The following is a 16950-nucleotide window of genomic DNA, read 5'->3' on the forward strand; positions in this document are numbered from 1 at the left end:
TGGGCGCATGCCCGATGACCTGCCCGTGCCCGATGACCTGCCCGTGCCCGATGACCTGCCCGTGCTGCTCGTGCCCGACGCCGACGCCTGGCGCGCCTGGCTGCTCGCCCACCACGACAGCTCGCCGGGCGTGTGGCTCGTGCTGCACAAGGCGGGAGGCACGCAGACCGCGCTCACGTACGCGGCGGCCCTCGACGAGGCGCTGTGCTTCGGTTGGATCGACGGGCAGGCCCGCTCGCGCGACGCCGAGACGGCGCTGCGACGCATGACGCAGCGCCGCCCGCGCAGCAGGTGGTCGGCGCGCAATGTGGAGCACATCGCGCGGCTCGAGGCCGAGGGCCGCATGCACGAGGCTGGGTGGGCGCAGGTGCGCGCCGCGCAGGCGGACGGCCGCTGGGAGGCCGCGTACCCGGGCAGCGCGACGGTGCGGGCGCCCGACGACCTAGTGGCCGCGCTCGCCGCCGAGCCGTCCGCACTGGCATGGTTCGAGGCGCTGACGTCGGCCAACAGGTTCGCGGTGCTGTACCGGATCGACTCCGTGAAACGGCCCGAGACGCGGGCGCGCAAGATCGCCGAGGCCGTCAGCCGACTCTCCCGAGGCGAGACGCCCACCCCTCAGAAGCGCCGCCCGGCAGGCCTCTGACCTCGTACATTGAGCGGCATGGAACGTCACCCCACCGCGCAGGCGCTCATCGGGATCCTCATTGTCGCGATCGGGGCGGTGGCGCTGCTCAACCAGCTCGACGTGATCGACGTGGGCCTCGGCGAGCTGCTCAGCACCTGGTGGCCGATCGTGATCGTGCTGATCGGCGGGATGGGGCTGGCCAATGTGCCGCGCGCCTGGCCGGCTCCGGCAGCGGTCGCCACCGCCGGTGGCCTCCTGCTGGCCGGGAACCTCGGCGCGGTCGACGGCGGCCTGTGGGCGCTGGCCTGGCCGGTGGCGATCATCGTCGTCGGGCTGTCGTTCCTCACCCGGGCTGCCTCGACCCGCAAGGACGAGCGCAACATCACCGCGACGGCCATCTGGTGGGGCTCCCAGCACCGCCCGCTGACCCAGGATTTCCGTGGCGCGCAGCTCAGCGTGCTCATGGGCGGCGTCGACCTGGACCTCCGCAACGCGCAGATCGTCGAGCGCGCCACCGTGCGCGCGTTCGCGATGTGGGGCGGCATCGACATCAAGGTGCCGCCGTCGTGGCGCGTCGAGATCACCGGGCTGCCGCTGCTCGGCGGCTGGGAGAACCGCACCAAGGCGCCAGCCGACCCGATGGCGCCGGTCCTCGTGGTGCGGGCGATCGCGCTCATGGGCGGCATCGACGTCAAGAGCAAGGCGCCGACGACCGTCTGACCCCGCCCCGGCGCCGTCAGTGCTTGCGGTGCCGGATCTTCTCCGCGGCGACGCCGACCGCTGCCGCCTTCGCGCCCGCCTCGGCGGTCTTCCGGCCGACCTTCGCGGCGCCCTTGGCCGCCTTCTTGGTGGTCTTGCGGGCCGCCGAGCGGACGTCCAACCGCAGCGCGTCGAGCAGGAATGTCAGTGCCGCGCCGAACAGGATGACGTCCTTGGCGTACCCCTCGCCCTGCGCGTTGGGACGCGGGTCCCCCGGGCCGCGGTGCAGCGACGGCGTCTTGAGGTACATGCCGAGGAGCATCCCGGAGAACGCCGTGAAGCCCGCCGCCACCACCGTCCTGGGCAGCACCGGCACGATGAGCGCCGAGCCGAGCGCGATCTCGGAGCCGGACAGCAGGTTCGCGAACTTCTGCGGCTCCATGTCCTTGAACTGCGGGTACGCGGCGGCCGCCATGGCCTGCATCCCCCGCGCGGCCTCCTCGTCGACGCCCCTCTTGCTCAGCCCTGAGTTGAGGATGTAGGCGCCTGCCGCCAGTCGCAGCGGGATGAGATGGATGTGCATGTGTCCTCCTGAGCCAGGGTCAGTGGCACGCGGACGCGCGTCATGGCGACGCTACGGCTGATCTGCGCGGTCAACACCTCGAAACGGCGCCTCGCGGCCGCCCGCAGACCTGGACGCCTGTCCGGTTCGACATGCGGGATTCGAGTGCGGATGAGAAGTTCTTCCACGTCAGCCATCGATCCATCACAGGGAGACACACCTCATGGGCTTCTTCGGCTTCCTCCTCCTCGGCCTGCTGGCCGGCGTCATCGCCAAGGCGCTCCTGCCCGGCCGTCAGAGCACCGGCTGGCTGCTCACGCTCGTGCTGGGCGTGCTCGGCGCCGTCCTGGGCGGCTGGCTTGGGAGCGTCCTGTTCAACCGCGGGCTCGAGGAGTTCTTCTCGATCCAGACCTGGCTGCTCGCGATCCTCGGCTCGGTCGTCGTGTTCCTCATTTATGGGGCGCTGCGCAAGCGCTGACTCGAACGTGTCCGGGGCATGGGCTGCCAGCCCGCGCCCCGGACACGCCGACGTCGAAATCTCCACATTCGTCGCATTCGCGGTCACTCGGCCCCTACGTTGTCGCCATCAGATCGATCTGCAGGATCGCCGTGGGCCAGCCCGGCCCTGGCGCCGCTCCTCGACCAGGAGGTCCTCATCGTGAGAATGCGCCGAACCGTCGCCGGGCTCGTCATCGCCGGCGCGATGACTGTGGGGGCAGGGGTCGCCTCGCCCGTCGCGGCCCACCCCCAGTCGTCGACCGCAGCAGCCTTCGCCAAGAAGGTCACCGCCAAGAACGTCCTGCGCCACCTCGGGCAGCTCCAGAAGATCGCCGACCAGAACGGCGGGAACCGCGCGGCGGCGACCCCCGGCTACGAGGCCAGCGCCCGGTACGTGGAGAAGACCCTCAAGAAGGCCGGGTACACCACCGAGCGGGACTACTTCACGTTCGACCGGGAGATCCTCGACGCGCAGACCCTCACCCTGACCCCCGCCGCCGGCGAGCCGGTCAGCTACGTGGTCGACCAGATGGCGTACTCCGCGAGCACACCCGAGGGCGGCGTCACCGCTGACGTGGCCAGCCCCACCGACACGTTCGGCTGCACCCCCGAGACCTGGGAGGGCGTCGACGTCACGGGCAAGATCGCGCTGGTCAGCCGGGGCGGCTGCTCGTTCGCGATCAAGGGCGCCACCGCCGAGGCGGCAGGCGCCGCGGCCGCGGTGATCTACAACAACACCGACGGCCTCCTCAACGGCACCCTCGGCGAGGGGAACGGCGTCGGCATCGCCGTGGCGGGCATCTCACTGGCCGACGGCCAGGCCCTCGTCGCCGCGGCCGCCTCCGGCCCGCTCGCCCTCACGCTGGACGTGCGGTCGCACACCGAGACGACTGAGAGCTTCAACGTGATCGCCGAGACGAAGAAGGGCCGCGACGACAACGTCGTGATGCTCGGCGCCCACCTCGACGGCGTGGAGGACGGCCCCGGCATCAACGACAACGGCTCCGGCTCTGCCGCGCTGCTCGAGGTCGCGGTCCAGCTCGCCGACGCCAAGAAGCTCAACAACACGGTCCGATTCGCCTGGTGGGGCGCCGAGGAGCTCGGCCTGATCGGCTCCACCCGGTACGTCGCGGACCTCGCCACCCAGGCGGGCGAGCTCGACCGCATCGCCACCTACCTGAACTTCGACATGGTGGGCTCGCCGAACTACATCATCGGCGTGTACGACGCGGACGAGTCGACGTACGAGGCGCCGGTGGCGGTGCCCGAGGGGTCCGCGGCCACCGAGGACGTGCTCACCGGCTACTTCGACAGCATCGGCCAGGCGTGGGTGGACACCGAGTTCTCCGGCCGCTCCGATTACCAGGCGTTCATCCTCAACGGCATCCCCGCCTCCGGCCTGTTCACCGGGGCGGACGACGTGAAGACCGACGAGGAGGTCGCCCTGTTCGGCGGCACCGCCGGTATCACCCACGACCCGAACTACCACTCGCCGGGCGACGACCTGACGAACATCAACGCCGAGGCGCTGGGCATCATGAGCAAGGCGATCGCGTTCGCGACGTACTCGCTCGCGCAGGACACTTCGGCCATCAACGGCGTCTCCGGTCCTGGCGACCAGCCGGTCAAGCCGAAGCCCGGGAAGCCCGGCAAGCCGTGGAAGCCGGGCAAGGGCCACGGCGCCCCGGGGCACTGGGACAAGGCGGCCTGACGCGCGACGCCTCAAGCGCCCGGGCATGAGGCCCGGGGCTCGAGGCAAGCGCCGCACACACGGGCGGGGCTGGTGGACGAATCCGCCAGCCCCGCCCGTCACTTGCGCCCCTGACGCGACAGGTCAGGGCGCGACGGCCGCCAACGCGGGCTGCGGCGGCGGGAAGAGCCGGCTCAGCACGTCCGCGAGGGTGATCACCCCGATGAGCCCGTCCGGCCCCTCGACCACCGCGAGGTGCTGGCGCCCCTCCCGCATCGCCGCGAGCGCGCTCGACACCGGCGTCGCGACGGGGAGCATGAGCACCGGCCGCATGAGCTCCACCACGGGAAGGTCCTCCCGCTCGGTCAGGGTGTCGCGCACATGGACCACGCCCACCAGGGCGCCGGCGTCCGCCACGAGCACCCGCAGGTGCCCCGAGGTGAGGCTGGCCTCGCGCACGTCCGCGACGGTGGCGTCCCTCGGCACGGACGTCGGGCGGACGTCAGGCCGCAGCAGGTCGGCCACCGTGAGCCGCTGCAGGTCCAACGCCCCCGCGAGCTGCGCAGAGAACCCCGCGTCCAGCGCGCCGACGTTCACCGAGTGCTCCACCAGATGCCGCAGGTCGTCGGGGTTCTGCCCCGCCGCCACCTGCCCGGTGGGCTCCACGCCCACCTTGCGCAGGCACCAGTTGGCCATCCCGTTGAGGGCCACCAGCAGGGGGCGGGTCAGCACCATGAAGCCCCGCATCGGCAGGGCCAGCATCGTCGCCGACGCCTCCGGGTGGGCGATGGCCCAGGACTTCGGCGCCATCTCCCCCACCACCAGGTGCAGGAACGTCACGATGAGCAGCGCCAGGATGAACCCCGCCACGTCGGCGAGGACCAGTGGCGCGCCCCATGCCTCGAACAGCGGCGTGAGCCAGTGGTGCACCGCGGGCTTCGTGATGGCGCCGAGCGCCAGCGTGCACGCCGTGATGCCCAGTTGCGACCCGGCCAGCAGCAGGGTCAGCTCCGAGGAGCTGCGCAGTGCGGCACGCGCTGACCGGCTCGTCGCCGCCGCGTCCTCCAGCCGGTGCCGCTTGGCGGCGAGCAGGGCGAACTCGATCGCCACGAAGAACGCGCTGAGCGCGATCAGGAGCACTGTCACTGCGATGACTGCCCACGGGGCGCTCATCGGTCCCCCTCCTCGTTCTCAGTGGTGATGATGCCGCCGGGTGCGAGGTCGGGGAACGTGACCCGCACCCTGGCGGGCACGTGACGCTCGACCTCCTCCACCTCGACGCGCATCACGACGGGCGGGGGCGCATCGGCCAAGGCCAGGTGGGCGGGATCCGGCGGGAGCTCCACGTCCACCACCGTGCCCACGTCGGGCAGGCCGCCATGGACCGCGATCACCAGGCCGGAGATGGTCTCGTAGTCGCCGCGCGGCAGGTCATGCCCGACGGCGCGCTCCACCTCGTCGACATGCACGTCACCGGCCATCAGCCAGATGCCGTCCTCGTCCTGCGGCGCGCCCAGCGGCACGTCGGCGTCATGCTCGTCGGTGATCTCCCCGACGAGCTCCTCCGCGAGGTCCTCCAGGGTCAGCACCCCGGCGAAGCCGCCGTACTCGTCGACGACGCAGGCGAGCTGGTTGCCGGCGCCGGTCAGCACCCGCAGCGCGTCCGGCAGCGGCATCGACGTGGCGAGCATCAGGGCCGGGCGCATGATCGACGCGGCGTCGTCAGCGTCCCGGCCGTCGATCGCCAGCACGTCCTGCAAATGCACCACGCCGACCACCTGGTCGTCGTGGTCCAGGACGGGGTAGCGCGAGTGCCCGGTGCTCATCAGGGCGCGCACGTGGCTGAGGGTGTCGTCCGCCCGCACCACATCCACCCGCGAGCGCGAGATCATCGCGTGCTCCACGTCCTGCTCCGGGAAGTCCAGGATCCGGTCCAGCAGCACCGACAGCTCGGCGGGCAGGTCACCGCTCTCCCGGGAGTCCGCGACGATGTGCTCGAGGTCGCGCACTGTGGCCGAGTGCTCCACGTCATGCACCGGCTCGATGCGCAGCGCGCGCAGCAGCAGGTTCGACGCCTGGTCGAAGATCCGGATGAGCCACCCGAACACCGCCAGGTACGCGGTGGTGGAGGTCGCCAGCCACAGGGCGACGGGCTCGGGGCGCGCGATGGCCAGGTTCTTGGGGAACAGCTCCCCCACGATCATCTGCACGAACGTGGAGAACAGCAGCGCCAGCACGGTGCCGATCGCGCCGCCCACGCCGGTGGGCACGCCCACCCCGCCGAGCGCCTCGCCGAGCGAGGCCCCGATCAACGGCTCGGCCACATACCCGACCAGCAGGCCAGTCACGGTGATCCCGAGCTGCGCGCCCGAGAGCATGAAGGATGTCCGGCGGGTCACCGCCAGCGCGCGCTGGGCCCCCGCGTCACCGGCCGCCGCACGCGCGCCCAGCCGCGAGCGGTCCACCGCCATGTAGGCGAACTCCTGGGCCACGAAATACCCCGTGACCGCCGTGATCGCCAGCACCACCAGGATGCCGAGAAGCAGCGTCAACACCCACATCACCACCCGCCCCCCTTCGGCACTGCGCTCTCGCGCGGCTCATGGGGGCGCCTACTGTCGCTGTCCATCGGTCTCCAGGTAGGGGGCAGGCTGACGAGGACCCAACGATCGAATGCCTCCGCCCGTTCCCGACGGCCGATGTGGCGTCGCACACGATCGTCGGGCCCACGGCGCGCGCCCCTGAGCGGCAGGCCAGGGCATGCCCCGAACCGCTGCGCGGCACAGGCTCCGCGCGCCAGGATGTCCAGATGAGCGAGCCGGCGCCCGACACCACGCCAGCGCAGCCGTGGGATCCGCCGACGGACGACGGCATCGCGAGCCTCGTGCCCTTCGCGAGTTGGCCGATGCGGCTGATCGCGGCGCTGCTCGACCAGGCGCTGGTCGCGGGCGTGGCCTTCCTCGCCGGGAACGTCGGATACGAGGGCCCGACACTGCACCCAGGCGTGACGAACTTCAGCCAGGACGCGTCGGGGACGTCCGTCGCGTCGGGTTGGGTCGTCGCGACGCTCGTGTCGATGGCGCTGTTGCAGGCCTACCTCGGGGCGACGCCGGGCAAGTGGATCATGGGCATCGCCGTGGTGCGGACGGCCACCGGGCGGCCCGCCGGCGCGCTGCTCACCGTCCTGCGCACGGTGTCGCACCTGCTCGACTCGATCCTGCTGATCGGGTACCTGCGCCCCCTGGTCAACCGCGAGCGCCGGACCTTCGCCGACAGCATCGCGGGCACATATGTGCTGGCCACGAGGCGCCCGCTGCCGTGGGTGTCGCCGCTTATGGACCAGAGGGGTGGGCGGATCGAGCCGCCGCCGCCGTGGGAGGAACCCGCCCAGCCCCGCTGGCGCCGTGGGGTGGGCGCGGCCGTCATGGCGGCAGGCGTGCTCGGCGTCGCCTTCTCGTGCGCGCCGACGTCCGGGACGACGAGCGGCGGGATCAACCTCCAGTGCTGGCCCTCAGACACCCCCGACGGCGCCGCCGGCCCTGTCTTGGAGGAGGTGTGGGCCACCGGGCAGCCATCGACCGAGTGGACCCGGCTCGGGGTGACCCGCGGGGACCACTCGAACCCCCGACTGGACGTGACCTGGCAGATCACGAATGACGACGGGACGGATGACGCGACGTTCGCCGCGCTACAGGACACCTGGTGGGCCACGGTGCGCGACGCGAGAGGCACAGTGCGCTGGACAGTGAGTGTGAACTCCGCACAAGCGGTGGACGGCATGTTCGGCGCCGCGTACACGGGGGACACGGTGACCGCGACCATCCCCTGGGAGACCCTCGGCGGACCCGGTGTCGCCGGATGGACCCTCGAGGCCGGCCAGATCCGCGACGGACAGACAGTCGCGAGCTGCAGCAGCTCCTGAGCGCGGTCGGCGGGCGGCGCCCTCAGGGTCGCCCCAGGCGGCGTCGCAGCCTGTCAGAGGCGTGCGTGTCATCCATCGGATGAATTTTGATCGAGGCGTGGACTCCTGCGCTCCCCGTGGATAACCTCCCCGGATGCCGCGCCGATCAACGTTCACCGCTGCCCTGCTCGTCGCCCTCGCGCTCACGGCGTGCAGCGGCCCCGACCCCGAGGCCCCCCCCGTCGACACGTCCCACGCGCCAGTCGACGACGTCGACACCTCCATCGGCGCGCCCGACACCACCGACGACGGACCCACCGACGCCCTGGCCCACATCACGAGCTGCGACCAGGTCGCCGCGCTCACCGGCGGCCTCACCGATGGGCTCGCGCTCATCGACCCAACCGTCGATGAATGGGGATTCGGGTGCCTCTGGGAGTCGTCGGAAGCCGACAACCTCGCCGAGGTTCGCTCCATCGAAGTCACCGGCCAGCCCTTCGACCTCCGTGAGTCGATGACCACGCCCGCGGACATCGCCGCCGGCGGCGTGCTGACCCAGATCCCCGACGCGACCCTCGAGCAGGCCGGTGGCATCGCCTACTCGATGCGGCTCGGCGAGGTGGTCAGCGCGCTCGCCGTGACCATCCAGGTGCCCGACGCCCAGATCGCCGTCGTGGGCGCGGGCTGGGACGGGCAGGCGGGCGGGCTCGACGAGGCCGCCGCCGTCCGTATCGCCACCGCTGTTCTGGGCCTCTGACCGGGCGGCCTGTGGGACGCTATGCCGCCCGCCCCGACAATTCAGGAGCATCCCGTGGTCGCAGACGTCCATGACCTGGTTCGCATCGAGCGCTTCGCCGTCGAGCAGAAGATCACGATGATGGTGAACCGCTACGAGATCCGCGCCCTCGACGTGGACGGCAACCCCGGCGCCGTGCTGGCCGTCGCACAGCAGAAGCGGATGGCCTTCAAGGAGCAGGTCACCTTCTACACGGACGAGTCGCGCCAGACCCCGGTCTTCGGGTTCAAGGCCCGGCAGCGCATGGACCTCGGCGCCACCTACGACGTGACCGACGCCCAGGGCACGCCCATCGGCTCGTTCCGCAAGGACTTCGGCAAGTCGCTGCTCCGTTCCACGTGGCACCTCGACGCGGCGGGTGTCAGCGCCATGGGCCAGGAGCGCAGCCAGGGCGTGGCCATCTGGCGCCGCCTGTGGGAGGTCCTCCCCGTGATCAGCGAGTTCCCCGCGCCCTTCACGTTCCACTTCGACTTCCGCGACGCGGGCGGCCAGCTCGTGATGTCGTCCGTGCGGCGGCGCTCGCTGCGCGACAGGTACGTCATCGACGTGCCCGGCGGGCGGCTCGACGGGCGGGTGGCCGCCGCGATGGCCGTGGCGCTGGACGCCCTCCAGTCCCGCTGAGCATCCCGCCCGGCCTGGCGGCGTCCCCCGGCTGGCGGCATCATCGGCTGCATGGCGCACTCCACGTCCCGCTGGTCCATCCGCTCCGAGGACTCGCTGCTCAGCATCGGGTCCCGGAGGTCCGTGCTGTCAATCGGCTCCGTCGGGTCGGTGCTGTCCGTGGGCTCCATCGGCTCGGCGGCGTCGGTGCTGTCGATCGGCTCGGCGCTCTGCGTCGGCTCGCTGCTGTCGGCCGCCTCGCTGTGGTCGGTGATGTCCTGGCGGTCCCGGCGCGGGGTGATGGGCGCACCCGCGCACAGGTGAGGGCTCAGGTCGTGCTGTCGGGCGTGGCCGTCGAGCCCTCGTAGAGCCCGATCACGTTGCCGTCCGGGTCCGCGACGACAGCCCACCAGCTCGTCGCGTCGATCTGCGACTTCGGCGCCCGCACCTCGCCGCCCAGCGCCACCACCTGCCCCAGCAGGTCGTCGATCGAGTCCACCTCGACGTAGCTGCGAGGAGCGGTGAAGTCAGCGTCCCGCGGGGCCAGGCCGCCACCGCTGATCTTGTTCGGCGCCTGCCACATCGGGTACTCCTCGAAGCCCGGGGGCGCCTGGATGTCCCAGCCGAACAGTGGGCCGTAGAACGCCTTGGCCCGCGCGAAGTCCTCGACGGGGATGTCGATGTGCGTGATGTCGCCGTGTGCCATCTCGTCTCCTCAACGCAGGGCCGGGCCGCCCGGGTGCGGCTGGGCCGACTCTTCGCAGCGTAGGTCGGGTGGCGGCGGGCCGCGCGTTCGCTCAGCGCCACGCCCGAGATTCCCCTCGCCAATGCCTTGGTCGGATTTCCCCGGGCGCTGCGAAGGCGCCTAGCAGTCATGTTCAGAGACGCCCTGCCGCCCCTCTCAGCCGACCGCCATCATGAACAAGGAAGCCCTCGGTGACAGCGGCGACAACCACGCCGGCCAGACGGTCTCGAACGTTGCTGCCGAGCCGCGACCATCCGAAGAGACGGGCCGTCTCCCGCAGCAGTTCCTCCTCGTCGATGCGGAACGCACCGCGCACAACCGCCACCATCCCGTTCCGAAGCTCTTCGTAAGGAACGTCCGAAGCGTCGCGAGACTCCCCCGGTACGCGGTACCCGGCGTACGAGTTCGGCTCGAGGGCTCGCGGCCAGGCGACGAGATCGCCGTTCGCGCTCCGCACCACGACCCCGCCGGGCAGCATCCGGAGCATCTGTTCGGCTCGACTCCCCCGCACGCGGGCCAGCTCGAATCGTCGCGCCGTCACTCGAGCGAGCCGGTCCACCAGGATCGGCCCTTCCGCGTTCACGACGTCCATCATCTCCGCGGTGATGAGCAGAGCAGCGCGCCTTGTTGTCGCGTCGAGAACGTCGCGCGTGTGCCGCACATCCACAGCGGCAGCGAGGAACTCCGTGTGGTCGGGCTCGAGTTGCAGCGGCGCCTCGAGGCCAGCCCGCTCGAGAGCTGCTGGCGGCAGCGCCGAGGATCCAGATCCCGAGGCACGGAGTGCGTTGACGGCAGCCGCCGGGGCGTGGGGCGATCCGCCGATCCTCGAGTCGCTCTGCACGCCCGGCGAGGCCTGAGCTGTCGGGGCATCGGAGGCCGACGTACCGGTAGTTCTGATCGCTGGCGCGAGCCGATTGCCGTCATGTGACAGTCCCTCCGCCGTCGTGACGATCGACTGAACGACCGCATCAGCGTCGCGCAGCCACTCAGGAAGCCAGATCCGGGCGACGTCTGCCCAGCCCATCTGTTCGGTGAGCACTGTGCGCGGCAACCCGTCGCGATCCCCGGCGCTCTCCCTGGCGGCCCATCGTGGGCCGTCGAGAAGCACGGCGAGCCATGGCGCATCGAGGCCACTGCGGACTGCGAGGTCGATAGTGAAATCAGAGAGGCCCACACCTGCCCGAGTCTCCAGTCCTGCGGCTTCGAGACGTTCGCGAACCTGCTGCAGGTGCTTGTCACGAACGGGGGCTCTGCGGGTAAGCGCATGCTGGGCGCCGTCACGGGCGAGCAGCAGGTAGTCCTTCAGGTGGGCAAGGCCGATCGATCGGGACGACGACAGGTCGAGCTCATGCGGGTCGAAGGACGCGAACACAACAACCTGTTCCTTGGCCCGCGTCACTGCGACATTGAGCCGCTTCTCTCCTCCTGCCCGGGTTAGCGGTCCCCAGTTGAGTGGCACCTTCCCCTTGGCATCCTTCGCGAACGCCAGCGTGAAGAGCACGACGTCTCGCTCGTCACCCTGCACGTTCTCCAGGTTCTTAACGAACAACGGCTCATCGGCCTGGCCAAGCGCCTTTGCGATCACCGGATCCGTGTCTGCCCGCTGCTCCAACATGTCCAGGATCAGATTGCGCTGCTGGGTGTTGAAGGTCACCACACCGATGCTGCGTGATGGGTCGTCACCCAGAAGTCGTGCTACCTCGTCGACCACAGCCTGCGCCTCGGCACGGTTCACCCGGGCTGCGCGTGCCGAGCCGCCCTCCCATGCTCCGTCCACGCGGCGCAGCTGCACCGCTGGTGCGCCTCCCTCCCGGGGCGGCGTCGGGAAACTGGCGAGTCGACCCTCATAACTGTGCTCGTTGGAGAAGGCGATCAAGGATTCGTCTCGGGAGCGGTAGTGCCACGAGAGCATCAGGCGCGGGAGGTTGGACTCCACCGTCTCGCTGAGGATCGAGTCCATGTCGACCGGGACGGGCAGCTCGTCGTCTCCGAGCACTTCCTCGTCATCTCCACCCGAGCCGGAGGCGGCGAACATCGACGATGGCGGCATCTGCTGCGAGTCGCCGACCACCACCACTGCCTTGCCGCGGCCCATTGCCCCGATCGCCTCGGGCACCCTGATCTGCGACGCCTCATCGAAGACGACCACGTCGAATTCCACGGAGTCCGCCGGCAGGAATCTAGCGACAGAGCTCGGGCTCATCAGGAAGCAGGGCGTGACCTCCGTGATGATCGGCGCGTAGCGCTGCATGAGCTGCCGGATCGTCAATCCTCCACGGCGCCGGCTGATCTGCTGCCGGAGCTCGCCCACATCTCCGCGCTGCTGCTGGGCATCGAACGTCCGAGAAGCCACGATGCGCGCGGGCAACTCCTCGACCAGGCGACGCCGAACATCGCCGCCGGTCTCGACAAAGCGCCTGACGACGCCGGAGTGCTGGGCGGAGTCGAATCCGACGAGATTCGTCGTCTCAAGCCGCTCTGCGAGGATCTCCAGGGAAACCGCCAGGCGGACCGAGCTCTCGATGTCGGGCCCGCGCAGCTCGCCGTTGAGCACCCTCGTCTCGAGGTCCTCGAGGCCGAGTTCGCGCAAACGCCGTAGGGCGCTCGCTGACCTCACCCAGCGCTCCAACTGCACAAATGCCCCATCCACGGCGTCTGCCTGCCAGCTCGCGGCCGTGCGCTCGCGCGCACCACGCCAACCAGAGTCGCGTGTCCACGCCGCCAGGTCGGCGGGCTCGGCGCGCAGTGTGGCGATCAATGCCTCACGCGCCTGCGCCCATCCTCGGAGCAGCGCCCCGCCGGGACCACCAGACGTCAAGACGTCGGCAGTCGCACGGTCGAGGTCCTCGCTGGCGCCGAGCGCCGCCCCGAGTGCGGCGGACGCCTCCCATCCACGCACCCTGCCGGTCAGCCGTGTGAGGTCTGCCTCCCGGAACGGGTTGAACGACGGCGGCAGGTCGAGGCCAGACAGCGTCCGAACGTACGGAACCAGCCGGGCCAACTCATGCCGTGCTGCTGTCAGGCCCTGCAAGACGGGAGTCAGCCGCGACAACTCGACAGAGTCGGCGCTCGCCAGGAAGGGCTGCAGCTCCGCGAGGACGGCTGCGCGCGCCTTCTTCTTCCCGAAGAACTTTTTGTCTGCGGCGATGGATCGGGCAAGGAGGGCGTCGATGTCTCGCTCGAGCACCTCGGGCGCGAAGCCGGTGACCTGCGCGCCAAAGGTCGCGCGGCAGTGCTCGACACCGCCGAGCACATCCCCGGCCAGCCGACGCCATTCTGGCGTCACCACGGTCGAGGCCTCACGCAGACCACGCGCGACGCCCGCCCGCTCGGCATCGAGCCATTCGGCGAGGACGAGCGCCTGGGCTGACGTGTTGGCGAGGCCAGCGAGCCAATTCACTGCGGGCGTTCCCGTCAGGGCTGTTTCTGCGGCGCGAAGGGAAGCCAGAGCATTCTCGATCGCAGGCCGGTCTAGCCGCTCCCCCGCAGCGAGCGGCCCGGCCAAACGCCACGGCGAGTCCGCCGGGGCGACCCCGAGGCCCTGCAAGGCGTCACCGAGGTCATGAGCAAGCTCGTACACGTCATCGAGCGGCTGGCCGCCCATCACCAAGGACCGCGGAACCGTCAGCTGGGGAACACCATCCGACGCCAACTCGGTCACTTCGAGCACGATCTGGCGTGCAGTCCAGGCCGACAGCCCGGCGGGGCCCTCGTCGTGCAGGTGGCGGGGATAGTGCGACAGGGACTCGACGAGGCTTCGATACGTCGAGCGGAGCGTGCTCCAACTCGCATCGCCCTGCGCCGAGGACTCGAGCGCATTCTGGAGCTGGCTCCGCACTGCCGACACCGTCTGGTTGGCGCCATGGACGTCGAGGCTGAACGGCGCGAGACCGACAGCGTCAAGTCGGCGCTGGACCACCTCGAGCGCCGCCTGCTTCTCGGCCACGAAGAGCACCTTCTTGCCCTCGGCGAGGCAGTGTGCGATGAGATTGGTGATGGTCTGCGACTTCCCCGTACCCGGAGGCCCTTCAAGGATGAAGGACTTCCCTGCGGCGGCCCAGCGCACTGCTTTGATCTGGGACCCGTCGGCGGGGATGGGGAGATACGTCGTCGCCTCGGCCGCGTCGTCGTTTGCGGGGGTCTCCACACCGTCATCGAATGGCCTGCCTGGCGTCTCGACGATGTGCCGCACTGCCGGGCGGCGCACTAGGGCCTCCCAACTCTGGTCCAGGTCGCGCCACATGCCGAGGGTGGAGAACTGGAAGGTTGCCAGGTGCGCCGTCTCCTCCACATAGAACGAAGTCGCCTTCGCGCGGAGGAGAGTCGAGCGGATGCTGCGGAACGCGCCATCGAGGTCGATTCCCGAATCGTCGGTCCCCGGATCCACCAGCTCAGGCAACTCGAGCCCGAAGCTGACCCGGAGTTTCTCCTGCAGGCAGTAGTTCGGCTCCATATCGCGCGTGTCGTCCCGCTCGATGCGAAACGCCGTGGAGCCGCGGCCCCCGACGAGCCGGACCGGGAGGAGGAACAAAGGGGCGTGTCCCTCCTTGCGCTGCTCGGTCCACCGCAAGGAGCCGAGCGCGAGGTACAGGCTGTCGGTGCCCGTCTCCTCGCGCGCAGTGGCTGCTCGCCGGAGGAGCGCCTTCAGCTTGGTCGCGTACTCCGTCGCGGTGTGAGCAACGAACACGCGGTGCCCGGCCTGGAGCTCGGAGCGCAGAGTGTCCGCGTCGACGTCGGCAGCGGTTCGAGAGCCGTGCAGGTGGTGGATCGCGGCAACTTGGTCACTGGGAGAGAGCTCGATCGAGATTCCGCCGGCAATCAGGTCTTCGAGGGCGCCCAATGCCGCCGAGGGGATGTGGAGCGTCGATGTCGACGCCGCTTTGAGCTTGAGCAGCGGGTTCGCGTAGGTCATGTCCAGCAGAGATCGTCGCCATCGCGCGATCCGGGCGGGTGCCGATTCCGCCACAGACGGCGTGCGCGCTGTATCCCCCGAGGGCATGCGGAGCGCCTGGGCAACGGCGATCTCCCGCACCGTCTCGACGATGCGGACGTCACCCTCGCGTCGGATCGTGGGCAGCGGACGATACCAACGGTGGGCCGCCCGGACATCGATGAGCGCTTGCACCTCGTCGAGCCGCGACGTCCACCACCGGCGGGTCTCAGCCCGTGCGGCATCGAAGTCCCGCTGGCTGTCACCGGCGGTCAGCGCTGTGGTCTCGATCGCTTCGAACGACTCCGAGTCGGCGATGGTGACGATGCCGCCCCGCTCCTCGACTAGGGCCTCTGGCAGTTGCGTGTCCTCGGTGAGATACCCGCAGAACGCATGATTCCGGGTGACCACCAGCACGGGGGCGAGGCCAGCTTGCTCGAGAGCAGCGGCATAGGTGCAGGCAAGGTCGAGACACGTGCCGATGCGGTCGTCAAGCACCTCGCGGTGGCTACGGATCCTCTGTCCGGTCCCCTCGAACGAGGCTGGCGGTTCCACATACGTGATCTGACGAGCAGCCATCGCGTCGTACACGGCCCGCGCGATGCGGTGCGCCCGCTCGGGGCCCGCCTGGTAGCCCTGAAGCGATGGACTGCCTGTCCGCTCCTGGAGCAGCACGCTCGCCTCACCGAGCAGTTCGGCGATGGCCGGCTCGTTCGGACGGACGAACGAGACCAGAGAGTCCGCAGAGCTGCGTGCCCACCACTCGTCGGCGGAGAGGACGCGCACTGTGACCTCGTCGCGGTGCACAACGCCACCGCGCTCCACCTCGAGCGTGGCTACCGCGACGGCACTCTCGTCGATTTCGAGGAATGCCGAGGGACTCAACTGCCACGCCAGGGCCGCATGCGGGGCCTCCACGCGCTGCCCCGGGCGCACGTCGCCGAGGTGTACCGAGAGCGGGACGGCAATCGCCGAGCGTGAGACGTCGTCCGGCAGCCGGAGGCTGACCCCGACGCGGACATCCTCGGCCACCACCTCACCACGGTTGTGCACCGCGAGCCGCACCACCGGGCTTGCGCCGTTGTGCACCAGCGCGTAATTCAACGACTCGTGTGCGAGGACCACCACGTCGAGATCGCCAACGCGGGCGGAGAGCACGACGGTGCCCCGCGGTCCGTCCATTTCCGGCACGCGGACAGCGGTCTGCACCGTGGACGTGGGATCGACAAGCGCCGCAGCGGATATGGGCTCTCCGGCGGCAGTGCCCTCATCCGCACTCGCAGCGGCGACAGCGTTCTCGTCAGCGGTGCCGAGAACCCTTAGCTCGACCAGTTCAGTGGCCGCCTCCGCGAACCCCAACGACCGGGCGAGCAGCGTCATCGTGTCCAGCGCGCGGTCCACTTGCGCCTGCTCAAGGCTGATGGTGTGCGCCGCGCGGTTCGACGCCTGGATCAGCTCGTCGATCCACGCTCGCTGCGTGGCGTCGATCTCAGTGAACACACCCCGCTCGAACCGCACGATGCGCAGCAGAAGTCGCGGGTCGTCCAGGTCCGCACGGAAGGCGCGCCCACGCCGCTCGGACTCCTTCGCCTCGTACAGCGGAAGCCAGGGAGCACCCGCGACGGACTGCTGCATCCGGACGTCGACGAAGGCCATCAGTCCTGCCGCCAGTACGTCCAGCCCGCGCCCTTGGCGTTCCTTCTGGGTGAGCTTCATCAGTCCTTCACTCCTGTGTGTCGCCGCGTGCGATCGAGGGCGTCGCACCGCGCGGTGAGACAGCCTCTCAGCGCTGCGCGACCGCTCGACGGACTATCGCCCGAATGGCGTAGCGGAGAGGCGCCAGCCGAGACGGGTACGACGACGCGCGCGTCACGGGAAGGGCGGCGGTCTGAGGCAGACTGCTC

13 protein-coding genes are annotated in these 16950 nt (G+C 70.2%); 8 read left to right on the forward strand and 5 right to left on the reverse strand.

Features of this window, described 5'->3' with window-relative positions:
• Positions 1-7 precede the first annotated feature (7 nt).
• Together BN3788_RS11705 and BN3788_RS11710 are read left to right on the forward strand one after the other, a co-directional pair.
• Positions 8-643 (forward strand): YdeI/OmpD-associated family protein, encoded by a 636-nt coding sequence (locus BN3788_RS11705; protein WP_390620029.1) that lies wholly within the window; start codon positions 8-10, stop codon positions 641-643.
• Between the two features lie 18 nt (positions 644-661).
• The gene (locus BN3788_RS11710; RefSeq protein WP_066586089.1) at positions 662-1345 is read left to right on the forward strand and encodes a LiaF transmembrane domain-containing protein; all 684 of its coding nucleotides are present in this window, start codon (positions 662-664) and stop codon (positions 1343-1345) included.
• Between the two features lie 16 nt (positions 1346-1361).
• Here BN3788_RS11710 and BN3788_RS11715 read toward each other — a convergent pair whose 3' ends face one another.
• The gene (locus BN3788_RS11715) at positions 1362-1907 is read right to left on the reverse strand and encodes a hypothetical protein (protein WP_199824770.1); all 546 of its coding nucleotides are present in this window, start codon (positions 1905-1907) and stop codon (positions 1362-1364) included.
• A 202-nt stretch (positions 1908-2109) separates the two neighbouring features.
• On the opposite strand from BN3788_RS11715, the gene BN3788_RS11720 reads away from it, so the two are divergent.
• Both BN3788_RS11720 and BN3788_RS11725 read left to right on the forward strand, forming a co-directional pair.
• On the forward strand, positions 2110-2364 hold the full coding sequence (locus tag BN3788_RS11720; RefSeq protein WP_066586091.1) for a GlsB/YeaQ/YmgE family stress response membrane protein: 255 nt from the start codon (positions 2110-2112) through the stop codon (positions 2362-2364).
• A gap of 186 nt (positions 2365-2550) precedes the next feature.
• Positions 2551-4095, forward strand: a complete 1545-nt coding sequence (locus BN3788_RS11725) for a M20/M25/M40 family metallo-hydrolase (RefSeq protein WP_066586094.1) — start codon at positions 2551-2553, stop codon at positions 4093-4095.
• 123 nt (positions 4096-4218) lie between these two features.
• Here the strand turns inward: BN3788_RS11725 and BN3788_RS11730 are convergent, their stop codons facing one another.
• Both BN3788_RS11730 and BN3788_RS11735 read right to left on the reverse strand, forming a co-directional pair.
• Positions 4219-5247: a hemolysin family protein gene (locus tag BN3788_RS11730; RefSeq protein WP_066586097.1), complete on the reverse strand. Its 1029-nt coding sequence runs from the start codon at positions 5245-5247 to the stop codon at positions 4219-4221.
• The gene (locus BN3788_RS11735) at positions 5244-6635 is read right to left on the reverse strand and encodes a hemolysin family protein (RefSeq protein WP_066587152.1); all 1392 of its coding nucleotides are present in this window, start codon (positions 6633-6635) and stop codon (positions 5244-5246) included. Before BN3788_RS11735 ends, BN3788_RS11730 begins: the two co-directional genes overlap by 4 nt.
• Before the next feature lie 248 nt (positions 6636-6883).
• On the opposite strand from BN3788_RS11735, the gene BN3788_RS11740 reads away from it, so the two are divergent.
• The 4 genes from BN3788_RS11740 (at position 6884) to BN3788_RS11755 (ending at position 9695) form a co-directional block, all read left to right on the forward strand.
• Positions 6884-7996, forward strand: coding sequence for an RDD family protein (locus BN3788_RS11740; protein ID WP_066586100.1), 1113 nt, complete (start codon positions 6884-6886; stop codon positions 7994-7996).
• Positions 7997-8129: 133 nt separating this feature from the next.
• Positions 8130-8732 (forward strand): hypothetical protein, encoded by a 603-nt coding sequence (locus BN3788_RS11745; protein ID WP_066586102.1) that lies wholly within the window; start codon positions 8130-8132, stop codon positions 8730-8732.
• A gap of 54 nt (positions 8733-8786) precedes the next feature.
• Entirely contained in the window at positions 8787-9392 is a 606-nt protein-coding gene (locus tag BN3788_RS11750; RefSeq protein WP_199824771.1) for an LURP-one-related/scramblase family protein, read from the forward strand.
• A gap of 51 nt (positions 9393-9443) precedes the next feature.
• Positions 9444-9695, forward strand: a complete 252-nt coding sequence (locus BN3788_RS11755) for a hypothetical protein (protein ID WP_066586108.1) — start codon at positions 9444-9446, stop codon at positions 9693-9695.
• A 4-nt stretch (positions 9696-9699) separates the two neighbouring features.
• Here the strand turns inward: BN3788_RS11755 and BN3788_RS11760 are convergent, their stop codons facing one another.
• Both BN3788_RS11760 and BN3788_RS11765 read right to left on the reverse strand, forming a co-directional pair.
• Complete coding sequence (locus tag BN3788_RS11760; RefSeq protein WP_066586111.1) at positions 9700-10077, reverse strand: VOC family protein; 378 nt, start codon at positions 10075-10077, stop codon at positions 9700-9702.
• Positions 10078-10249: 172 nt separating this feature from the next.
• Positions 10250-16762 (reverse strand): DUF4011 domain-containing protein, encoded by a 6513-nt coding sequence (locus tag BN3788_RS11765; RefSeq protein WP_066586114.1) that lies wholly within the window; start codon positions 16760-16762, stop codon positions 10250-10252.
• Between the last annotated feature and the right edge of the window lie 188 nt (positions 16763-16950).

The organism is Cellulomonas timonensis (assembly GCF_900046455.1).
Classification (GTDB): Bacteria; Actinomycetota; Actinomycetes; order Actinomycetales; family Cellulomonadaceae; genus Cellulomonas_A; species Cellulomonas_A timonensis.

Coding starts and splice junctions, on each gene's coding strand:
- BN3788_RS11710 (WP_066586089.1), top strand. CDS start 662: ATGGAACGTCACCCCACCGCGCAGGCGCTCATCGGGATCCTCATTGTC.
- BN3788_RS11755 (WP_066586108.1), top strand. CDS start 9,444: ATGGCGCACTCCACGTCCCGCTGGTCCATCCGCTCCGAGGACTCGCTG.
- BN3788_RS11765 (WP_066586114.1), bottom strand. CDS start 16,762: ATGAAGCTCACCCAGAAGGAACGCCAAGGGCGCGGGCTGGACGTACTG.
- BN3788_RS11760 (WP_066586111.1), bottom strand. CDS start 10,077: ATGGCACACGGCGACATCACGCACATCGACATCCCCGTCGAGGACTTC.
- BN3788_RS11735 (WP_066587152.1), bottom strand. CDS start 6,635: ATGTGGGTGTTGACGCTGCTTCTCGGCATCCTGGTGGTGCTGGCGATC.
- BN3788_RS11725 (WP_066586094.1), top strand. CDS start 2,551: ATGCGCCGAACCGTCGCCGGGCTCGTCATCGCCGGCGCGATGACTGTG.
- BN3788_RS11705 (WP_390620029.1), top strand. CDS start 8: ATGCCCGATGACCTGCCCGTGCCCGATGACCTGCCCGTGCCCGATGAC.
- BN3788_RS11745 (WP_066586102.1), top strand. CDS start 8,130: ATGCCGCGCCGATCAACGTTCACCGCTGCCCTGCTCGTCGCCCTCGCG.
- BN3788_RS11720 (WP_066586091.1), top strand. CDS start 2,110: ATGGGCTTCTTCGGCTTCCTCCTCCTCGGCCTGCTGGCCGGCGTCATC.
- BN3788_RS11730 (WP_066586097.1), bottom strand. CDS start 5,247: ATGAGCGCCCCGTGGGCAGTCATCGCAGTGACAGTGCTCCTGATCGCG.
- BN3788_RS11740 (WP_066586100.1), top strand. CDS start 6,884: ATGAGCGAGCCGGCGCCCGACACCACGCCAGCGCAGCCGTGGGATCCG.
- BN3788_RS11715 (WP_199824770.1), bottom strand. CDS start 1,907: ATGCACATCCATCTCATCCCGCTGCGACTGGCGGCAGGCGCCTACATC.